The organism is Anaerotruncus sp. 1XD42-93, from assembly GCF_009917605.1.
In the GTDB taxonomy this organism is placed as follows: domain Bacteria; phylum Bacillota; class Clostridia; order Oscillospirales; family Ruminococcaceae; genus Anaerotruncus.
This window is the reverse complement of record NZ_QZEG01000006.1, coordinates 82,120-99,214: the sequence shown is the minus strand read 5'-3', so window position 1 is coordinate 99,214 and position 17,095 is coordinate 82,120. Positions and strand designations below refer to the sequence as shown.

Genomic DNA, 17,095 nt, shown 5'->3' with positions numbered 1-17,095 from the left:
GTCACCTCCCGATTATCTCTTCTCCAACAGGGATTCGTCAAAAACACTGCGGGGATGCTTATGCCACCACCGGAAGATGAGGCTGGCAACGATCAAACCTGCCATGTAAATCAGGATAGGTGCCACACCGATGACCCAGTTGCCCTGCACACAGGCCACAGGGACATAGGCCAGCGCAAAAACCTCAATAATCGACTCAATGGGTGTGACGATCGCGGCATCATCCAAGGTACAGCTCTTGTTCTCGGGATCGACGATGCGCAGCAGCGCCATACCGATCGCGGTAACGCCGGTGGAGTAGCCGTAGACATAGATCCCGCGCTCGAACCACTCCTGCTTGAGCAGACGGGGGGCGATCACTGCAAAGTGGATCACAACCCATACGATACCGAACAGCATCAGCAGGGAGAAAGGAACGATGTACTCCAACACCACCGGGATGTTGATGGTAGCCACGCCGAAGAAGACCAGGAAATCGGTGCAGCAGCTTCCCATGCGGCTGACGATCCGGTTGTCCACATATTTATCAGCCTTTATCGCTTTCAGCACAAAGTGGAACACGATGGCGACCAGGAAGCCGATGGAGAAGCTGGGCAGGCCATACCCGGTGAGGTCCTGGAGGTAATTGGTCAAAAGATAGCCCAGGCCAGTAGGGATCAGGATCAGCATCAGGTGCCAGGCCAGAGGATCAATGGCCATCGGGGAGACGGTCTCTTCACCCAGGGCAGGGCGGTTGCCCTCCTCAATCAGTCCGGTGCGCATATCATTCGGAAGCTGGGTAAAGTCTTTGACAAACTTTGTATAGCCCTTTATGGTACCCAGTTTAATCAGGGCAATACCGCCGAAGATACCGGTCAGGATACCGATGGTAGCGCTGGTCATGCCCAGGTCATTGGCGGCTTCCCAGCCCAATCCGCCCAGGGTATTGCCCAAAGCCGCGGCTGTACCGTGGCCGCCCTGGAAACCGGCGGGGATCAGCATCCCAAAAGCGGGATTCAGGTCAGGCGCAAAAATGCCCAGGATCAGCACAGAAAAAATGATGGGGAAGCTGTACTGGAAACACCAGCCGATGTTGCGCAGGCAGTAATAGCTGCCGATCCGGTCGAAGTTCTCCTTGATGCCGCCCTTGGAGAAGTTAAAGCCTCTCAGGCCAAGGGAGACGAACACAGCGATAATGAGCATACCGGAATAAGAACCAGCCTGGCCGGAGAACTGGATCAGCTTCAGGCCGTTCTTGCCTGCGATCAGGGCCAGGAAACCGGCCAGCAGGCTGACAGGGATAAAGAGGCTTTGCAGGATTTTGATCTTCTCGCGCAGGAGCTTTGCAACGAATAGGAATATAGCCGCAATGGTAAAATCAATCAGCATCGAGTAGCAAGTAAACTCCATGGAGGATACCTCCCCTTCACAATATTTGACTTCGCGTAAAACTCTTCCAAAATATGATTCTAAAATGAACTATATTATTTTATAACATTATAGTTCGGTTCTAAAAAAAAGCCGGATATTACAGCAGCCCTTTGGCTGTCCGCCGTACAGATTCCAACTCTTCCGCTGTCATGTCCTGATACTCACTGTTTTCTCCTGTGGTGCCAGCGTCCTGAACATAGACCAGCTTTGTGTCCTTTTGGGTAATCGTGTTGAACCAGGTGTCCTGAGGGACATTGTACACCTTCCCCTGCTCCATCGGGATCACCTGAATATCAAAACCCTTTTCATCCCGGCTGGCAACCAGCAGGAGCGCCTTGCCTTTTACCAGGATGAACTGTTCATCTGTCGCGTGGTGAATTTCCAGATACTGAATCTGATCCACATCGTTGTTGGGCTTCCAGTTTTTGATGCAAACGACCCATTTTTTGTTATCGAATACACACTGGATCCCCTCTGCTTCATGGGAATAAATATCTGCGTACATCGTGTCAGCCTCCTTTTGGTTGGACTCCGGCAAACAAGGGTCTGTGCTGCGGCGTTACAGCACAATTCCCTGCGTGATTTGAAGAGTGAACCGTTCGCCGTTCATCACCTGTGTACCTACATAAATCGGTTCGCCTGTCTGGACATACGCCGTACTTTTTACCAAAATCAGGGGTGCATTTACCGGGACCTTGAGCAGCTCCGCCTCTGTATTGGTTGCGCGGCACATCTCGATTTCTTTATCCGAGCGGGTGACCGTCACCTGATAGGTTTCCTTCAGGAACTCAAACAAAGAGTTGTTATCAAATTCTTGTTCCATCAAAAAAGCGTATTTCATGGGAAAATAGTTCCGCTCAATGATAACCGGCTCCCGGTCCGCAAATCGCAAACGGCTCATGTAGATCCCCTGGCTGCCAGGGGCCTGCTCCAGGCGGCGGGCTATTTTCGGGTTGAGGACAACCGTACTCTTCTCCAGAGTTCTCCCGCCGGGAATCATCCCCTGGTCGCGGCAGGACTCTGTAAAGCTGGACAGGGTGCGGCTGTCGCGCATGTATTTCACCTTCCGCACAAAGGTTCCCTTGCCCTGTTTACGCTCCAATAGCCCGCGTTTGCACAGTTCTCCCACTGCGTTGCGCACTGTGATAATGCTAACACCGAACTGTTTGGCCAATTCACTTTCAGATGGCAACCGCTCCCCAGCTTCCAATTCTCCAAATGCAATCTGCCGTTCTAAAATTTCGATCAATTGAACGTACAAGGGGGTAGCAGTTTTCGCGTCCAGCATGGTTAAAACTCCTTACTTGTGTATATCTAAAGCGAATGGAAAAAAACATCCATTTATATAAGATAACAAAAGCACAAGAAAAAAGCAAGCCAGACAAGAAAATTAAGCCTTAATATTCTACCTTCCACATGTAGCGGCGATCGTCCATCGAGTGGCCCCGCAGCTCCGCCATCTGGGAAACATAGTAACGCTCCACCGGAATCATCACCACAGGGTTGAAAAACTCCACTACGCTGGGGTCGATCCGGCCCTTGTTGATCTTGGCAAAGTCGATGGTGATAAAGTTTTCGGCATAGGTGTTCAGGAACTTCAGGCAGCGCTCATCCAGTGTGCGGGTGCGGCCTTCGCTCATCAGCAGGATCATGGGAAGCTGCTTGTCGGTGGTTTCAAACGGCCCATGGAAATACTCGCCGGTGTGCAGGCAGACAGCGTGCTTCCACTGCATCTCCATAAAGTGGCAAGAGAACATTTGTCAAGGGGGATTTCACCGAGTGAAATCCCCCCTTGTTCAGTATTCATCAGCAATAATCAAACGATTCCCTCTGCTTTGCCACTATATGAAAAGTTCGGCTTCTTTCTTCTCGCTGCAAGCCTTTTTGATTGCCAGCGATGCAACGGATACCAACGCACCATTTACCTTCCGGGCACCTTGGGGACACCTCGCAACGCACCGCATGCAGGAGATACACTTCTTGGGATTCGCTGTTTTCAAATTCTCTTTAGAGATTGCCCCTGCTGGGCAATTATCTGCGCAGAGTCCGCAGCCGTTACAGCTTGTACCAGCCTTTGGGACCAAGCTCGCATCCCCTGCCTTTTTGTAAGGTCGATTGCCTGGGATCTGCGGCCCTCCATCCAATGTTCCTGCCTTGAATTTTTCAAGGATTACTTTCGCAAAGGACTTGAGCTGGCGCTCATCTTCTTGGTTCGGCCTACCAGACGCATACTGGTGCATAATAGAGTGCTCCGCAACTGCGGAAATAGCGGCAACAACGGAGAACCCAGCCTTTTTTGCCACGTCTGCCATTTCAACCAGCGTATCCTCATAAGCCCGGTTACCATATACACATAGCAACACACACTTTGCGGAATTACCCGGAATCTTTGCCAGTCTTTCAGCGGCGAGGCCAGGAACACGCCCACCATAAGAGGGCAATGCAATCAGAACAAGGTCATCTGCTTCCATCTTGTATTTCGAGTAATTTACAGCAGGATTTGTTAGGTCAATGTTTTCTACAGACGGACTCCACTCCGCTGTAACCATCTCCGCCGCTTTTCTTGTTCCGCCTGTCGGGCTGAAAATCAGTTGTGCATATTTCATATCATGTACCTCCAACGTGTAATTTTTAGATTTATACCGCAAAGAGTATACTCCACATCTGATGCAATGTCAATATTTACACCGCAATTTTTTTGTGATATCATAGCCGATATACAATTGCGTTGAAACGGGGAGGATAGCCATATGCACATAAGTACCAAATGCTCTGTGGCCATACATTGTCTTGTTTTTATTTGTGAGTATGGAGAAAGCAAGAAAGTTACAAGTGAATTGTTGTCACTCTCCACTGGCGTGAATCCTGTAACCATACGGAATATCGTCAGTGCATTAAAAAAGGACGGCATTCTCTCTGTCAAGTTTGGCACTGGTGGTACGACGCTTAATTGTTCTTTGGACGAGATTACTTTGTATCGTATCTGCAATGCAATTGAGCCGGATTTTCTCAATAAACTGATTGGCATCCATGCATCTCCATCCTGCCTGTGTCCAGTAGGGAGAAGCATTCATGGTGTACTGGATTCTTCCTATCAAAATGTCCGAGAGGACTTACAGAAAAGTCTGCAAAATATCAGTATGGAAGAAATTATGGATAAGTACCACCAGCAAACGGAGAACACGTAGACGATCATGGTGATCATGGCAAGCAATGCACAGGTATATACCCTGTGCCGATTGTTAGAACCTGTATCCATAATCAGAGGATGCCGGATGGGCGAGGGATTTTGCTGCCCTGCAAGGCGAAAAAATGCAGACAATACTTTGTGTATTGCAAGATTTTTCAACGCGGCAGGCCGGCAAAAGACCCGCTCAGACAGTGTCGAATAGTTGTGAATACGGGTTCTTAACAGCAGACAAAAACCCGCCATCGCACAGAGCGTGCAGGATGGCCATGCAGCCCGAAATAAGGCCGCTATAAGCAAGCCTCCTACGGCGATCCCCACCACAGACCCAGAGGTTCCTGTATCCATCTCTTGGCAGCCGAAAATCTGTTTTCAACCAAACGCTTTAAGAAGCTTTTTTCTCCGTCCGAAAGTACATTAAAAGGGGATTGGCTCTGTCTTGCAGCCAGAGCCAGAAAGGCTTTTCACAAGGGAAAAGCTCTTTGCCGTAGATACCAAACAGATTTCTGGCTTTTTGTCCTTATAGTAGCATTATACGGAAATCGTAAGCGCTTTACAATAGTTTTTTCACTTTATTGATAAATTCAATAGAAAACTTTACTTTACCGTCTTTTTTTATAGAAATCAGCGATATTGTGAAAGAAAAAAGACAAAATATATCTTTTATCTTGACATTTTCAAAATTTGCAATTATTATGGTTATGTAAGCGCTTACGTTACCATTTAATCAGAAAATTTTGCAGAAAAGGGGATAGATGGATGAAAACGCTTAACAAAGAGATGGCCGCTGTCAGGCAGCGCCCTCTGCGGTTGATGCAGTTTGGTGAAGGCAACTTTTTACGTGCATTTGTGGACTATATGGTTGATATTTCCAATGAAAAAGGCGTCTCCGATATTGGCATCGCAGTGGTCAAACCGATCCCGTTCGGAAATTTGGAGCGTTTTCGCCAGCAGGACAACCTTTATACCGTAATCCTCCGGGGACAGATGGATGGCAAGGTTGTGAATGATGCCCGGATTGTTACCAGCATACAGAAAACCATCGACGCTTACGAATCCTATGGGGAACTGGTTGAAACCGCCTGCCTGGAAAGCCTCCAGATTATCATTTCCAATACCACTGAAGCTGGTATCGTATTTGATGCGGACGACCGGTTTGAGAGCGAGCCTCCGTCCACCTATCCCGGCAAGCTGACCAAACTGCTGTTTGAACGGTTCCAAAAATTTGAAGGCGATGCCGGCAAAGGTCTTGCCATTATCCCATGCGAGCTGATCGAGCATAATGGGGACCGTCTTCATGACTGCGTAAACCAGTATATCTCGCTGTGGGGGCTGGGGGAGACGTTCCGGAATTGGGTAGAAGAATCCTGCACTTTCTGCTGCACACTGGTTGATCGGATTGTAACCGGTTACCCCCGCGACAATCTCGAAGAAACCACCGCACAGCTCGGATATATCGACGAGTTAGTGGACACTGCGGAGCCGTTCGGCCTGTGGGTGATCGAGAGCAGGCGGGATATTTCAGATATTCTTCCACTTGAAAAAGCGGGCCTCCCGGTTATCTTCACCGATGACCAGACCCCCTATCGGGAACGCAAGGTCCGTATTCTGAACGGTGCGCACACTTCGACTGTCCTGGCCGGTTATCTTGCCGGATTCGAGATTGTCGGGGAGATCATGAAGGACCCGGATCTGAGAACCTTCATGAATACAGTGGTGATGGAGGAGATCGTACCGGGGGTCAGGCTGCCGCGGGAAGAGGTGCTTGCATTCGCCAATTCGGTATTTGAACGCTTTGAAAATCCGTTCATCAAACACCGCCTGCTCGATATCTCCCTCAACTCGGTTTCAAAATGGAAATCCCGTATCCTTCCTTCGCTGCGTGACTATTACAACACATCCGGCAGGCTCCCACATCTGCTGACCTTCTCCTTTGCGGCCCTGATGGCATTTTATACCTCGGACAAGCTGGAAAACGGCGTCCTTCAGGGAAATCGGGATGGACAGCCCTACGAAATTAAGGATGATGCAGCTGCTCTCGCATTTTTTGCGGAACATTCCACCCGTCTGTCCTCCAATGAATTTGTACAGGCGCTGGCCTCGCAGACCGGATTTTGGGGTGAGGACCTGACCAGATATGATGGGTTTGTCCCGATGGCTGCCGGGTATCTTGATGAGATCAAAACCAAGGGGATGAAAGCGGCCATCCATGCGCTGGTCGAACAGAAAGAGGGGCTGACGGTCGGATGAATCTGCTGAAATTCCTGGTTATCAACCCGGCGGACAATGTCGGCGTTGCGCTTCGGACAATCGAAAAAGGGGAAACGGTCGAAGCAAACGGAAAATTCGTGACTGCATGTGAAGAGATCGCAACCGGCCATAAGATGGCAATCTGTCCAATATCCGCAGGCGAATGCGTGACCAAATACGGCTACACGATCGGTTCGGCAAAATCCGATATTTCAGCGGGGAGCTGGGTGCATACCCACAATCTGAAAACCAACCTGAACGATAAATTGGCATACCGCTATGAGCCTGCGCTCACTCCGCCTACACCCCTGCCGCCCGCCACCTTTGAAGGGTTTCTGCGGGAAGGCGGAAGGGTCGGTGTGCGAAACGAGCTCTGGATTCTCCCGACAGTAGGATGTGTCAACTCGATTGCCCGCCTGATCGAACGAAAGGCACAAGCTCTGGTGAGCGGAAGCATCGACGGGATTTATGCATTTCCACATCCGTATGGCTGTTCTCAGCTTGGTGGGGATCATCTCAACACTCAGAAAGCGCTGGCCGGGCTGGTGCGCCACCCCAATGCAGGCGGTGTGCTGGTGCTCGGGCTTGGCTGCGAGAACAACAATCTCGACGCGTTCAAAAAGGTGCTCGGTGAAACCAACCCGAACCGGGTAAAATTTCTCGTCTGCCAGGAGAGCGATGACGAGATCGCCGATGCGCTCTCCCTGCTTGAACAGCTTGCCTCTTATGCGGGGAGCTTCAAGCGTCAGACCTGCTCTGCGCAGGAGCTGGTGATTGGCCTGAAATGCGGCGGTTCAGACGGGCTTTCGGGCATCACCGCAAATCCCCTGGTCGGGGTATTCTCGGATATGCTGACCGCACAGGGAGGCAGCTCGATCCTGACCGAAGTTCCTGAGATGTTTGGGGCGGAAACCATCCTGATGAACCGATGCAGGGATGAAAAAACATTTCAGAAAACGGTTGCATTGATCGACGGATTCAAGGACTACTTCATCCGTTACCATCAGACCATCTATGAAAATCCCTCCCCGGGAAACAAGGCGGGCGGCATTTCAACCCTTGAGGACAAATCGCTTGGATGTACCCAGAAAGGCGGCAGCGGCACCGTGGTCGACGTGCTCTCTTATGGCGACCCAATCTGCGAACACGGGCTGAATCTGCTTGAAGCGCCGGGAAACGACCTTGTAGCATCGACCGCATTGGCTGTTTCAGGCGCACAGATCGTGCTCTTTACAACCGGACGCGGCACCCCGTTTGGATGTCCGGTGCCCACCGTGAAGATCGCCAGCAACAGTGCACTCAGCCGGAAAAAAGCGGGATGGATCGACTTTAATGCAGGGCAGTCGATCGAAGGCGTCCCGATGGATCAGCTTTCAAAGACGTTTTTTGACTATGTGCTGCGGGTCGCGAGTGGGGAACGGACGGTCGGTGAGCAGCATGGGATGCGTGATCTCGCAATCTTCAAAGATGGTGTTACCCTGTAATAGTACCTGATTGCCTCTCACAATTCATCTGTTTTCTCCCAGCTGTCACACTGGCCTTAAACGTGCAGCAGGGAACCCAAAAAATCGAACATTTCCCGCGCTTTTCTGACATGTATTCGCATTTTAGAAAAACGCGGGTATTTCTTTCTTGAACGATCCCTTGAAAAAAACAAATCAGAATGGTATGATAAACTTAGTATTTTTCATTTCAGGATAAACTGAAAACAGAAAGGTGTATCTATGAAAAGGATTTTATCCGCATTTTTGATCCTTGTTTTGATTTTGTCCGTAGGGTGCGGAAAGATTGGGGAGCAAAATTCCACAGAGATCGTAACCTTTCAGATGGAACCTTCCGGGGACAGAGTGGAACCGTTTCTGGAACTTCTGGAGAATACCAGCTATGAGGAGTCCGGCAGATGCTACCGCATATCCCCGCAAACGGTTTCAGACCAGTACGGCTTCCATCTTTTCAAGTTTGACAGCTCCTGCGCCGGCTATCTGCTGTATGAAGATGTTGTCTACCCGCTTGGAGAATGGTTCGGAGGATATGGGTTGACTTCCTTTGCGGTCGCCGACTTGAACAGGGATGGAAAGTCCGAGTTATATTTTACCTGTTCCTGGGGATCTGGACTCCACCGCTCCCAGGCGGGATATTTTGACTCCGCAAATCGGCAGATGATCCTGTTCGACTTTTCCGACATTGACCATGATTCGGTTCTTGCAGTGGATGAGAACGGGACACTGTCTGTTTATCGAGCAGCTGACTGCGACGTAGCATCATTCGTAGAGATTACGTTGTCCGCTGGAGAGAAAACCGCATCGATCCTTCAGGAAGGGGATCGGATCACACTGAAAGCTGTTTGAAAGATTGAAAGGAGGAAGCCCAATCCGTAAAATTCCACAGTTGCATGTCGGTATGCGCAACCTCAAAACCGCATTGGCAATCTTTATTTGCCTGCTGCTGTACCAGTTTCTTCCCGGCGATCCGGCATTCGCCTGCATCGCGGCAGTAATCGCGATGCAGCCCACCATTGAGGACTCCCTTCTGGCGGGTGTCAACCGAATCATTGGGACGGTAATCGGAGGCATTTTTGGCGCACTGTTTGTCCTGCTGGACAGGCGTTACCATTCTTCCGACCTGCTGCATCTGCTTCTGGTAGCGGCAGTAGTCACCCTGTTGATTATGCTTTGTAATGTGATCGGAAAAAACGGGGCCACGGTAATGGGTTGTGTGACCTATCTGGTGATCGTACTTTCCACCGCAGTAGGGAATCCCTGGCTCTATGCTCTGGGCAGGACGCTGAACAATACGGTTGGCATCGCGGTGGCAGTCGGAATCAACCTTGCAATCCGCCCACCAGCCCGAACAGATCAACCGGAAAAATAAAGAATGCAAGGTGCAGATCAAAAGTTTTACTCAATTTTTTTCAAAAAATTGCGGTTTCCAAAGGCAGAGCCTTTGGTCGCTCATCGCAATGAGCGAAATACTTTATCCTGTGAAGCGCTTTTTTCGGGTGAATTGCCGCGACGCGGCAAGAGGGGGCTTTTTGCAAGTGAAAAAGCCCCCTTGCATAAGAACCAAGCTCCCGCCTTTGATATGGCTGAAGCCCTTCCTATTATGACCTTGCCATCACAATTCCGGATATAACAGATAAAACCGCCCGATGCATTTTATGCATCGGGCGGTTTTTCTATTTCAGGAACTACGATTCGGTTTTGCCTTCCGGCTCCACAGTATCCTCCTGCCCTTCAGAATCAGATTCCCCGGTTTCGTCCGCAATCTCTTCATCTTTTGGGGTGCGTGCCAGTGTTACCACCCGGCTGTCCTGCGCCACCCGCATTACGCGCACGCCTCCGCCATACCGCGACTGCACAGTAATTTCGCTGACTGGAATCCGGATAATGACCCCGTCATCGGTAATCATGATGATGTCGTCATCCTCATCCACCATCTTGACCCCTGCAACCATACCGTTTTTCTCAACATAATAGTTCCGGATCCCCTTACCGCCGCGGGACTGCAAACGATATTGGCCAATATCGCTTCTGCGCCCCAGACCGTTTTCCGAAACGGTGAGAACCAAAGCGCCATCCCGGACCCGCGCCATACCGATGACCTCGTCCCCTTCATCGAGGGTGATCGCTTTCACGCCGCGCGCTGTACGGGAAAGCGGCCGCGCATCCTGCTCGTCAAACCGGATCGCCATACCCTGGCGGGTTGCGACGATCAGTTCACTGCTGCCGTCAGTCAGGCGAACCCAGGCAAGCTCGTCGTCCTCGTCCAGCCCAATCGCAATCAGGCCGCCCTTGCGCACATTTCTATACTGAGAAAGCGGGGTGCGCTTGATAATTCCCTTGCGGGTGACCATCACAAGGAACTGGTCCTCATCGAATTCGCTGACTTTGATCATCGAAGTGACCTTTTCATCCGCGTCGATCTGGAGCAGGTTGACAATATTGGTCCCACGTGAGGTACGGGATCCCTCCCCGACTTCATATCCTTTCAGCCGGAAACAACGTCCTTTGCTGGTGAAGAACATAACATAATCATGGGTCGAGCAGACGAACAGTTCCTCGACAAAATCCTCTTCTCGCCGGGTCATGCCGGAGATGCCGCGTCCACCGCGCCGCTGGGTTCTATAAGAGTCCATCAGCTGGCGTTTCAGGTAGCCGAAATGGGTGAGGGTAATTACACAGTCTTCGACCGGGATCAAATCCTCAATATCCACCTCTCCGCTGACCGATACAATCTCGGTCCGGCGCTCATCGGCGTATTTCTCCCGCATCACCGAAAGTTCGTCCTTGACGATCTGCATCACCTTTCCATAATCTGCGAGGATCTCCTCGTAACCTGCCACCCGTTCGATCAGAGCGGCAAGTTCCTCTTCGATTTTGATCTGCTCCATACCGGACAACCGCCCAAGCTGCATGGCAACGATCGCTGACGCTTGTATATCGGTGATCCCAAACCGGGCAATCAGGTTGACCTTGGAATCGTTGGAATCCTTTGAATGCCGGATGATCGAGATAACCTCGTCAGTATGGTCACAGACCAGCTTCAACCCTTCCAGCACATGTTCCCGCTCTTTTGCCTTGCGCAGGTCGTATTTAACCCGGCGGGTGACAACTTCTCCCTGGAAGTCGATATAGTGGGTCAGCATCTCCTTGAGCGGCATGACCTTGGGTATCCCGTCAACCAGGGCAAGCATAATCACACCGACCGTATCCTGCATCTGGCTGTAGGAGTAGAGCTGGTTCAGCACCACCTGTGCATTTGCATCCCGTTTCAGCTCAATTACGATGCGCATACCATCCCGGTCGGACTCGTCCCGCAGGTCAGAAATCTGCTCGATCCGCTTGTTTTTAACCAGCTCGGCAATGTGTTCGATCAGGCGCGCTTTGTTCACCATATAGGGAATCTCGGTCACAACGATCCGTTCCCGCCCGGCGTTCATCTCCTCAATCTCGGCGCGGGCGCGCAGCATCAGTCTGGCCCGTCCGGTCGCATATGCTGCCCGGATACCGGCCCGGCCCATAATCACCCCGCCTGTCGGGAAATCCGGCCCTTTAATATGCTGCATCAGCTCATCCAATCCCGCATCCGGATTGTCGATCAGCAGGTTGACTGCGTCAATTACCTCACCAAGATTGTGGGGTGGGATATTGGTTGCCATGCCGACCGCGATCCCGGTAGAACCGTTGACCAGCAGGTTCGGAAAACGGGAGGGGAGGACAACCGGTTCCTTGAGGCGGTCGTCGTAGTTATTGGTGAAATTGACCGTATCCTTGTCGATATCGGTCAGCATCGAAAGCGACATCCGGCTCATCCGGCTTTCGGTATAACGGTAGGCAGCCGGCGGGTCACCATCGACCGAACCAAAGTTCCCATGCCCGTCGACCAACGGATAACGCATAGAAAAATCCTGTGCCAGGCGCACCATTGCGTCATAGACCGACGCATCCCCATGCGGATGGTACCGGCCCAGCACCGATCCGACCGTATCCGCACATTTGCGGTATGCCTTATCGGGAGTAAGCCCGTTTTCGTGCAGGGTATAGAGAATCCGCCGGTGTACCGGCTTCAGGCCATCACGTACATCCGGCAATGCGCGGCTGACAATGACCGACATCGAATAATCAAGGAATGATTTTTTCATCTCGCTTTCGATGTCCACCTGCTGTATCCGTTGTTCGACAATGTCCGGGACAAACAGCGCGTCCTTTTCGTTGTCGTTTCCTCTCTCTTTGCTCATGTATTCATCTCCTGTTCCGATGCGTCAGTTTCAAACGAACCGTCCAACGGCAGTTTTTTGGGTAAATCCTGCCGCTTGCAGGCCCTAACTGACGATCTGATGGGGCTTTTCAAAGTTTTTGCAGACTTCTTCAAGCAGCGCGTTGAGCGCGCCGGCCTGTGCCTGTATCTCCTGTTTTGGGATCAGGAGGCATCGTTTTTCGTCCAGCATAATCATATAAAGATTTTCGCTGGTCCTGACCGACTGGATGGTGTGCCAGAAGGTTTCCGCCTTCTGATCCCCCACATGTTCGATAAACCGGTTTGGATAGAAATCCACTGTAATCTCGCTGCGCAGATAGGTAACCCTTTCATATTGCTTCTTCAGCATCTTGCGCAGGGCTTTTTCGTAAAAAAACCGATAGTAGCAAAGCCCATAGATACCAGACCCGATCAGCACTGCAACGATAAACCAGGAAAGCCCATTCATAGGGATTCTCATAAACCAGAGTGCAGCCAGATAGATAATCCCGAACGCCAGCTGGATAGAACCAAGCAGGATGGTCCTTTTCCTCCCCTTTTCGATTGATTCCCTGCCCATAATCATCTGGAATGTGACATAATCCTCAAATGGGATGTGGTAGGTAAGGGTGAACAGCTTCGCCAGCCGCTGTTCCGTTTCCCGGATTTCGGAAACTTCCACATCCCCGGCGGCGGCTTCATCAAGTAGCTCCTGCATCATCTCTTCGGAGGTATCGCTCACAATCTCGGTGTCAAAATCCTGCTCACTCATCTGTTCGCCTCCTTAAATATCCAGATTTTTCACGTATTTTGCATTCTGCTCGATGAATTCCTTACGCGGCGCGACTTTATCCCCCATCAGGATGGTAAAAATTTCGTCCGCCTTAACCGCGTCCTCCATCGAAACCCGCAGCATTGTCCGGTTTGCGGGATTCATTGTCGTTTCCCAAAGCTGCTCCGGGTCCATCTCACCAAGGCCCTTATACCGCTGAACATCACATTTTCCGTTGCCATCCGGCGCAAGCTCCTGGATACATTTGTCACGCTCTTCGTCCGAGAAGGCATACCGAACCTGTTTGCCGCGGCTGACCTTAAAGAGCGGAGGCTGTGCGATGCAGATATGGCCATTCTCGATCAGCGGGCGCATGAACCGGAAAAAGAAGGTCAGCAACAGGGTCCGGATGTGCGAACCGTCAACATCCGCATCCGCCATAATGATGATCTTGCCATACCGCAGCTTGGAAAGGTCGAATTCGTCCCCAATCCCGGTGCCCAGCGCTGTGACGACCGGCATCAGCTTGTCATTGCCATAGACTTTATCCAGGCGCGCCTTTTCCACATTCAGCATCTTTCCCCAAAGCGGCAGGATCGCCTGAAATTTACGGTCACGCCCCATCTTCGCAGAGCCACCCGCCGAATCTCCCTCGACGATATAAATTTCGGTACCCTCCTGTCCCCGCTGGGAACAGTCAGCCAGCTTGCCCGGCAGGGAAGCGGTCTCGAGCGCGGATTTGCGTCGTGCCATCTTGCGGGCGTTCTGTGCAGCCTCCCGCGCGCGCGCCGCATTGATCGACTTCTCAAGGATTGCCCGCGCAACCGATGGGTTTTCTTCAAAATAGGTGGTCAGCTTGTCGCTTACCAGCGCGCTTACCATTGCACGCATCGAGGTATTTCCGAGCTTGGCCTTGGTCTGCCCTTCGAACTGCGCATCGGTCAGTTTGACCGAGATCACTGCGGTCAGTCCTTCCCGGACGTCCTCGCCATTCAGGTTCTTATCGCTCTCCTTCAAGATGTTGTTTTTGCGTGCATAGTCGTTCAGCACCCGGGTGAGCGCAAATTTAAAACCGTCCTCGTGGGTACCGCCGTCGGTGGTATGGATATTATTTGCGAATGAGAGCAGCAGCTCATTATAGCTGTCGTTATACTGCATTGCAATTTCAGCGGTCGTATCCCCGTCCCGCGCCGAAAGATAGATCACCTCATTATGAACCGGCTCCACCCCTTTGCGCTGGTGGATATACTCGACAAAACTGCGGATTCCACCCTCATAGTGCAGGTCAACATCGACCGGTTCTTCTCCGCGCAGGTCGCGCACCTCGATTCGTACGCCTGCATTCAGGAATGCCTGCTCCCGCAGACGGGTCAACAGCGTATCAAAATGGTAAACGGTCGTATCCTGGAAGATCAGAGGGTCTGCCTTGAATGCAACCTGTGTGCCTGTCTCGGAGGTATCACCGATGATCTTGAGCGGCTCACATTCTTTTCCATATTCAAACCGCTGGTAATACCGGTGTTCACCGTCGCAGACCTCGACCTCCAGCCATTCGGAAAGTGCGTTTACGACCGAAGCGCCTACCCCATGCAGGCCGCCGGATACCTTATATCCGCTTCCACCGAATTTACCGCCTGCATGAAGGATGGTAAATACAACCGTGACCGCAGGAAGCCCGGTTTGCGACTGGATGCCGACCGGGATACCGCGCCCGTCGTCCCGCACACGGATGATCTCTCCCGGCAGAAGCTCGACTGTGATCTTATCACAGTGGCCCGCAAGTGCTTCGTCGATCGAGTTGTCTACAATCTCATATACCAGATGATGAAGACCCTTTTCCCCAGTTGAACCGATATACATGCCCGGCCGTTTGCGGACCGCCTCCAGCCCCTCCAGAACCTGTATCTGAGAGGAATCGTATTCCTGTTCCTGCTGAGGCAGATTCTTTACATCTTCCATCAAACTACTCCTTTCCGTTTTCCGAAAAAACCGCCGGTATCTGTTTACCGGCTGATATTTGCGATACCATCAATGAAACCCGCCCGCTTTTTGAGCGTTGCGGAAGAAATCTGCGTGATATAAACCGTCTGCTTCCCCTTCCAGGCGCAGATCACAAATGATTTTGGCAGTTCATAAGAAACGTTGCGCACCCTGCCTTGCTTCTCTGCCTGTGTCAGGAATTCCTTTGTCAGCTTGGATATAGTCGTGTTCTCCAGGTCAAATATCCCGACGACCTCCCTGGAACGCACGACTGTGTCCTGTCCAAGATGCAGATACATCTTTTCCTCCTTTGGGGAAGAAGCGCTGCCCACCAGCTGTCCCCGGCTTTTCAATTACTGAATTTATGATTTGACCCAGAGAAGGGATGCTAATAGTTCCGATAGGACACAACCTCCCCATTTTGGATGCGTGCCCCGATCCCTCTCCCGAGCGTTTTGAAATAGGCTTTGTCGCAACAGGTCATAATCAACTGGCGGTCCCGCAGGTTGTTGAGCAGATAATCCCGGCGGGAAACATCCAGCTCGCTCATCACATCATCGAGCAGCACGACTGGGTATTCCCCAACGGTCTCCCGGATCAGCTCACATTCTGCCAGCTTGAGCGCAAGCACACAGCTGCGCTGCTGCCCCTGCGAGCCATAGGACCGCGCGCTTTTCCCGTTGAGGGTGATTTCGATGTCGTCCCGGTGCGGGCCGCAGATGGTGACTCGTGCTTTTACATCCTCGCTGCGTTGGTTTTGCAGCCGGTCGAGAAGCTGCCGTTCGATCTCCGGAATCCCCAACCCGGGTTCACAGGGCAGGGAAGAGACATAATGAAAATCGAGCGTCTCCCGTTCCCGTGAAATCCCCGCATAAACCTCCTGTGAAAACGGTTTGAGCCGTTCAAGAAAGCTCGCCCTTGTTTTGATGACCACCGCCGCAAATGACGCCAGGCGTTCATCCCAGATGTCCAGCGTATTGAACAGGCTGGTCTCATAGGCCATATCTTTGAGCAGCCGGTTACGCTGGTCAAGCACACGTGTATATTGGTTCAGAATATGAACATATTTGGGCTTGATCTGGCAGATTGAAGTGTCGATAAACCGCCGTTTTTCCTGTGGGCCGTTTTTAATCAGGGTGAGATGTGCGGGGGAGAACACCACTGCGCAAAAGTGTCCCGCAAGCTCGGCGGCGGACCGGAGCGGTATCTCGTTAAGCGAGGCGCTGCGCCGGCTTTCTACCGTAATCATTGCCTGCTGTTCCCGTCCAGAACCAAAAAAATCCAGCTCTAACGCAGCCTGTGGGCAGTCAAACCGGATCATCTGGCTGTCCTTTGCACCGCGAAAACTCTTTGCGCCGGTGAACAACCAGACTGCTTCGATAAAATTGGTTTTCCCCTGTCCGTTGTCCCCATAGATGATATTCGCGTTTTCGCAAAGCTCCAGCTCCATCGAACGGATGTTGCGGAAATCACAGAGCTTAATCCGGCTCACCCTCACTTAAATAACCTCGATCTCTTTCCCGCCAATCTGTACCCGGTCTCCCCGGCGGATTTTTTTGCCGCGCATCCTGCACAGTTCACCATTCACCTGGACTTCCCCTGAAGTGACCAGCTCTTTTCCCTGGCCTCCGGTTTCCACCGCTCCTGCATATTTAAGCAGGGCATCCAGTTTGATGTAATCGGTATGGATTTCTACTTTGATCTTTTGTTCCATCTTATTTCCTTTTCAAAGCCTTTTTTATAATAAAACGATCTGGTTT

General features: G+C 51.5%; 17 protein-coding genes. 6 read left to right on the top strand and 11 right to left on the bottom strand.

Translation table 11 applies throughout. The annotated features are described in order from the left end of the window. Positions 1-12 precede the first annotated feature (12 nt). The 5 genes from D5269_RS04245 to D5269_RS04225 all read right to left on the bottom strand — a co-directional run bounded on the left by D5269_RS04245 (position 13) and on the right by D5269_RS04225 (position 4,016). Positions 13-1,389: a sodium/glutamate symporter gene (locus D5269_RS04245; protein WP_120484047.1), complete on the bottom strand. Its 1,377-nt coding sequence runs from the start codon at positions 1,387-1,389 to the stop codon at positions 13-15. 118 nt (positions 1,390-1,507) lie between these two features. Then, the gene (locus D5269_RS04240; RefSeq protein WP_120484046.1) at positions 1,508-1,915 is read right to left on the bottom strand and encodes a cupin; all 408 of its coding nucleotides are present in this window, start codon (positions 1,913-1,915) and stop codon (positions 1,508-1,510) included. Positions 1,916-1,969: 54 nt separating this feature from the next. Next, complete coding sequence (locus tag D5269_RS04235) at positions 1,970-2,698, bottom strand: GntR family transcriptional regulator (protein ID WP_120484045.1); 729 nt, start codon at positions 2,696-2,698, stop codon at positions 1,970-1,972. A 109-nt stretch (positions 2,699-2,807) separates the two neighbouring features. Further along, a complete protein-coding gene (locus D5269_RS04230) occupies positions 2,808-3,149 on the bottom strand; it encodes a hypothetical protein (RefSeq protein WP_243150710.1) in 342 nt (113 codons plus the stop codon). A gap of 102 nt (positions 3,150-3,251) precedes the next feature. Next, positions 3,252-4,016 (bottom strand): 4Fe-4S binding protein, encoded by a 765-nt coding sequence (locus D5269_RS04225; RefSeq protein WP_120484044.1) that lies wholly within the window; start codon positions 4,014-4,016, stop codon positions 3,252-3,254. A gap of 144 nt (positions 4,017-4,160) precedes the next feature. Between D5269_RS04225 and D5269_RS04220 the strand changes: the two genes are divergently transcribed. From D5269_RS04220 to D5269_RS04195, 6 genes are all read left to right on the top strand, one after another. After that, positions 4,161-4,598, top strand: a complete 438-nt coding sequence (locus D5269_RS04220; protein WP_120484043.1) for an Rrf2 family transcriptional regulator — start codon at positions 4,161-4,163, stop codon at positions 4,596-4,598. 758 nt (positions 4,599-5,356) lie between these two features. Next, entirely contained in the window at positions 5,357-6,847 is a 1,491-nt protein-coding gene (locus tag D5269_RS04215; RefSeq protein WP_120484579.1) for a tagaturonate reductase, read from the top strand. Between the two features lie 2 nt (positions 6,848-6,849). Then, positions 6,850-8,331: an altronate dehydratase family protein gene (locus D5269_RS04210; RefSeq protein WP_120484596.1), complete on the top strand. Its 1,482-nt coding sequence runs from the start codon at positions 6,850-6,852 to the stop codon at positions 8,329-8,331. A 240-nt stretch (positions 8,332-8,571) separates the two neighbouring features. Continuing rightward, positions 8,572-9,195: a hypothetical protein gene (locus tag D5269_RS04205; protein WP_120484578.1), complete on the top strand. Its 624-nt coding sequence runs from the start codon at positions 8,572-8,574 to the stop codon at positions 9,193-9,195. 52 nt (positions 9,196-9,247) lie between these two features. Beyond that, entirely contained in the window at positions 9,248-9,718 is a 471-nt protein-coding gene (locus D5269_RS04200; RefSeq protein WP_016317532.1) for an FUSC family protein, read from the top strand. Between the two features lie 3 nt (positions 9,719-9,721). Beyond that, the gene (locus D5269_RS04195; RefSeq protein WP_120484577.1) at positions 9,722-9,979 is read left to right on the top strand and encodes a hypothetical protein; all 258 of its coding nucleotides are present in this window, start codon (positions 9,722-9,724) and stop codon (positions 9,977-9,979) included. Positions 9,980-10,034: 55 nt separating this feature from the next. Here D5269_RS04195 and gyrA read toward each other — a convergent pair whose 3' ends face one another. The 6 genes from gyrA to D5269_RS04165 all read right to left on the bottom strand — a co-directional run bounded on the left by gyrA (position 10,035) and on the right by D5269_RS04165 (position 17,049). Beyond that, positions 10,035-12,488, bottom strand: coding sequence for a DNA gyrase subunit A (gene gyrA / locus D5269_RS04190; RefSeq protein ID WP_243126703.1), 2,454 nt, complete (start codon positions 12,486-12,488; stop codon positions 10,035-10,037). Positions 12,489-12,668: 180 nt separating this feature from the next. Continuing rightward, entirely contained in the window at positions 12,669-13,355 is a 687-nt protein-coding gene (locus D5269_RS04185) for a YcxB family protein (protein WP_016317534.1), read from the bottom strand. 12 nt (positions 13,356-13,367) lie between these two features. Beyond that, a complete protein-coding gene (gene gyrB, locus D5269_RS04180; protein ID WP_016317535.1) occupies positions 13,368-15,314 on the bottom strand; it encodes a DNA topoisomerase (ATP-hydrolyzing) subunit B in 1,947 nt (648 codons plus the stop codon). Between the two features lie 44 nt (positions 15,315-15,358). Beyond that, positions 15,359-15,634 (bottom strand): extracellular matrix/biofilm biosynthesis regulator RemA family protein, encoded by a 276-nt coding sequence (locus tag D5269_RS04175; protein WP_016317536.1) that lies wholly within the window; start codon positions 15,632-15,634, stop codon positions 15,359-15,361. Positions 15,635-15,723: 89 nt separating this feature from the next. Further along, positions 15,724-16,827, bottom strand: a complete 1,104-nt coding sequence (recF, locus tag D5269_RS04170) for a DNA replication/repair protein RecF (RefSeq protein ID WP_147407936.1) — start codon at positions 16,825-16,827, stop codon at positions 15,724-15,726. Between the two features lie 6 nt (positions 16,828-16,833). Continuing rightward, the gene (locus tag D5269_RS04165) at positions 16,834-17,049 is read right to left on the bottom strand and encodes an RNA-binding S4 domain-containing protein (RefSeq protein ID WP_120484575.1); all 216 of its coding nucleotides are present in this window, start codon (positions 17,047-17,049) and stop codon (positions 16,834-16,836) included. Positions 17,050-17,095 lie beyond the last annotated feature (46 nt).

Coding starts and splice junctions, on each gene's coding strand:
- D5269_RS04245 (WP_120484047.1), bottom strand. CDS start 1,389: ATGGAGTTTACTTGCTACTCGATGCTGATTGATTTTACCATTGCGGCT.
- D5269_RS04240 (WP_120484046.1), bottom strand. CDS start 1,915: ATGTACGCAGATATTTATTCCCATGAAGCAGAGGGGATCCAGTGTGTA.
- D5269_RS04235 (WP_120484045.1), bottom strand. CDS start 2,698: ATGCTGGACGCGAAAACTGCTACCCCCTTGTACGTTCAATTGATCGAA.
- D5269_RS04230 (WP_243150710.1), bottom strand. CDS start 3,149: ATGGAGATGCAGTGGAAGCACGCTGTCTGCCTGCACACCGGCGAGTAT.
- D5269_RS04225 (WP_120484044.1), bottom strand. CDS start 4,016: ATGAAATATGCACAACTGATTTTCAGCCCGACAGGCGGAACAAGAAAA.
- D5269_RS04220 (WP_120484043.1), top strand. CDS start 4,161: ATGCACATAAGTACCAAATGCTCTGTGGCCATACATTGTCTTGTTTTT.
- D5269_RS04215 (WP_120484579.1), top strand. CDS start 5,357: ATGAAAACGCTTAACAAAGAGATGGCCGCTGTCAGGCAGCGCCCTCTG.
- D5269_RS04205 (WP_120484578.1), top strand. CDS start 8,572: ATGAAAAGGATTTTATCCGCATTTTTGATCCTTGTTTTGATTTTGTCC.
- D5269_RS04200 (WP_016317532.1), top strand. CDS start 9,248: ATGCGCAACCTCAAAACCGCATTGGCAATCTTTATTTGCCTGCTGCTG.
- D5269_RS04195 (WP_120484577.1), top strand. CDS start 9,722: ATGCAAGGTGCAGATCAAAAGTTTTACTCAATTTTTTTCAAAAAATTG.
- gyrA (WP_243126703.1), bottom strand. CDS start 12,488: ATGAAAAAATCATTCCTTGATTATTCGATGTCGGTCATTGTCAGCCGC.
- D5269_RS04185 (WP_016317534.1), bottom strand. CDS start 13,355: ATGAGTGAGCAGGATTTTGACACCGAGATTGTGAGCGATACCTCCGAA.
- gyrB (WP_016317535.1), bottom strand. CDS start 15,314: ATGGAAGATGTAAAGAATCTGCCTCAGCAGGAACAGGAATACGATTCC.
- D5269_RS04175 (WP_016317536.1), bottom strand. CDS start 15,634: ATGTATCTGCATCTTGGACAGGACACAGTCGTGCGTTCCAGGGAGGTC.
- D5269_RS04165 (WP_120484575.1), bottom strand. CDS start 17,049: ATGGAACAAAAGATCAAAGTAGAAATCCATACCGATTACATCAAACTG.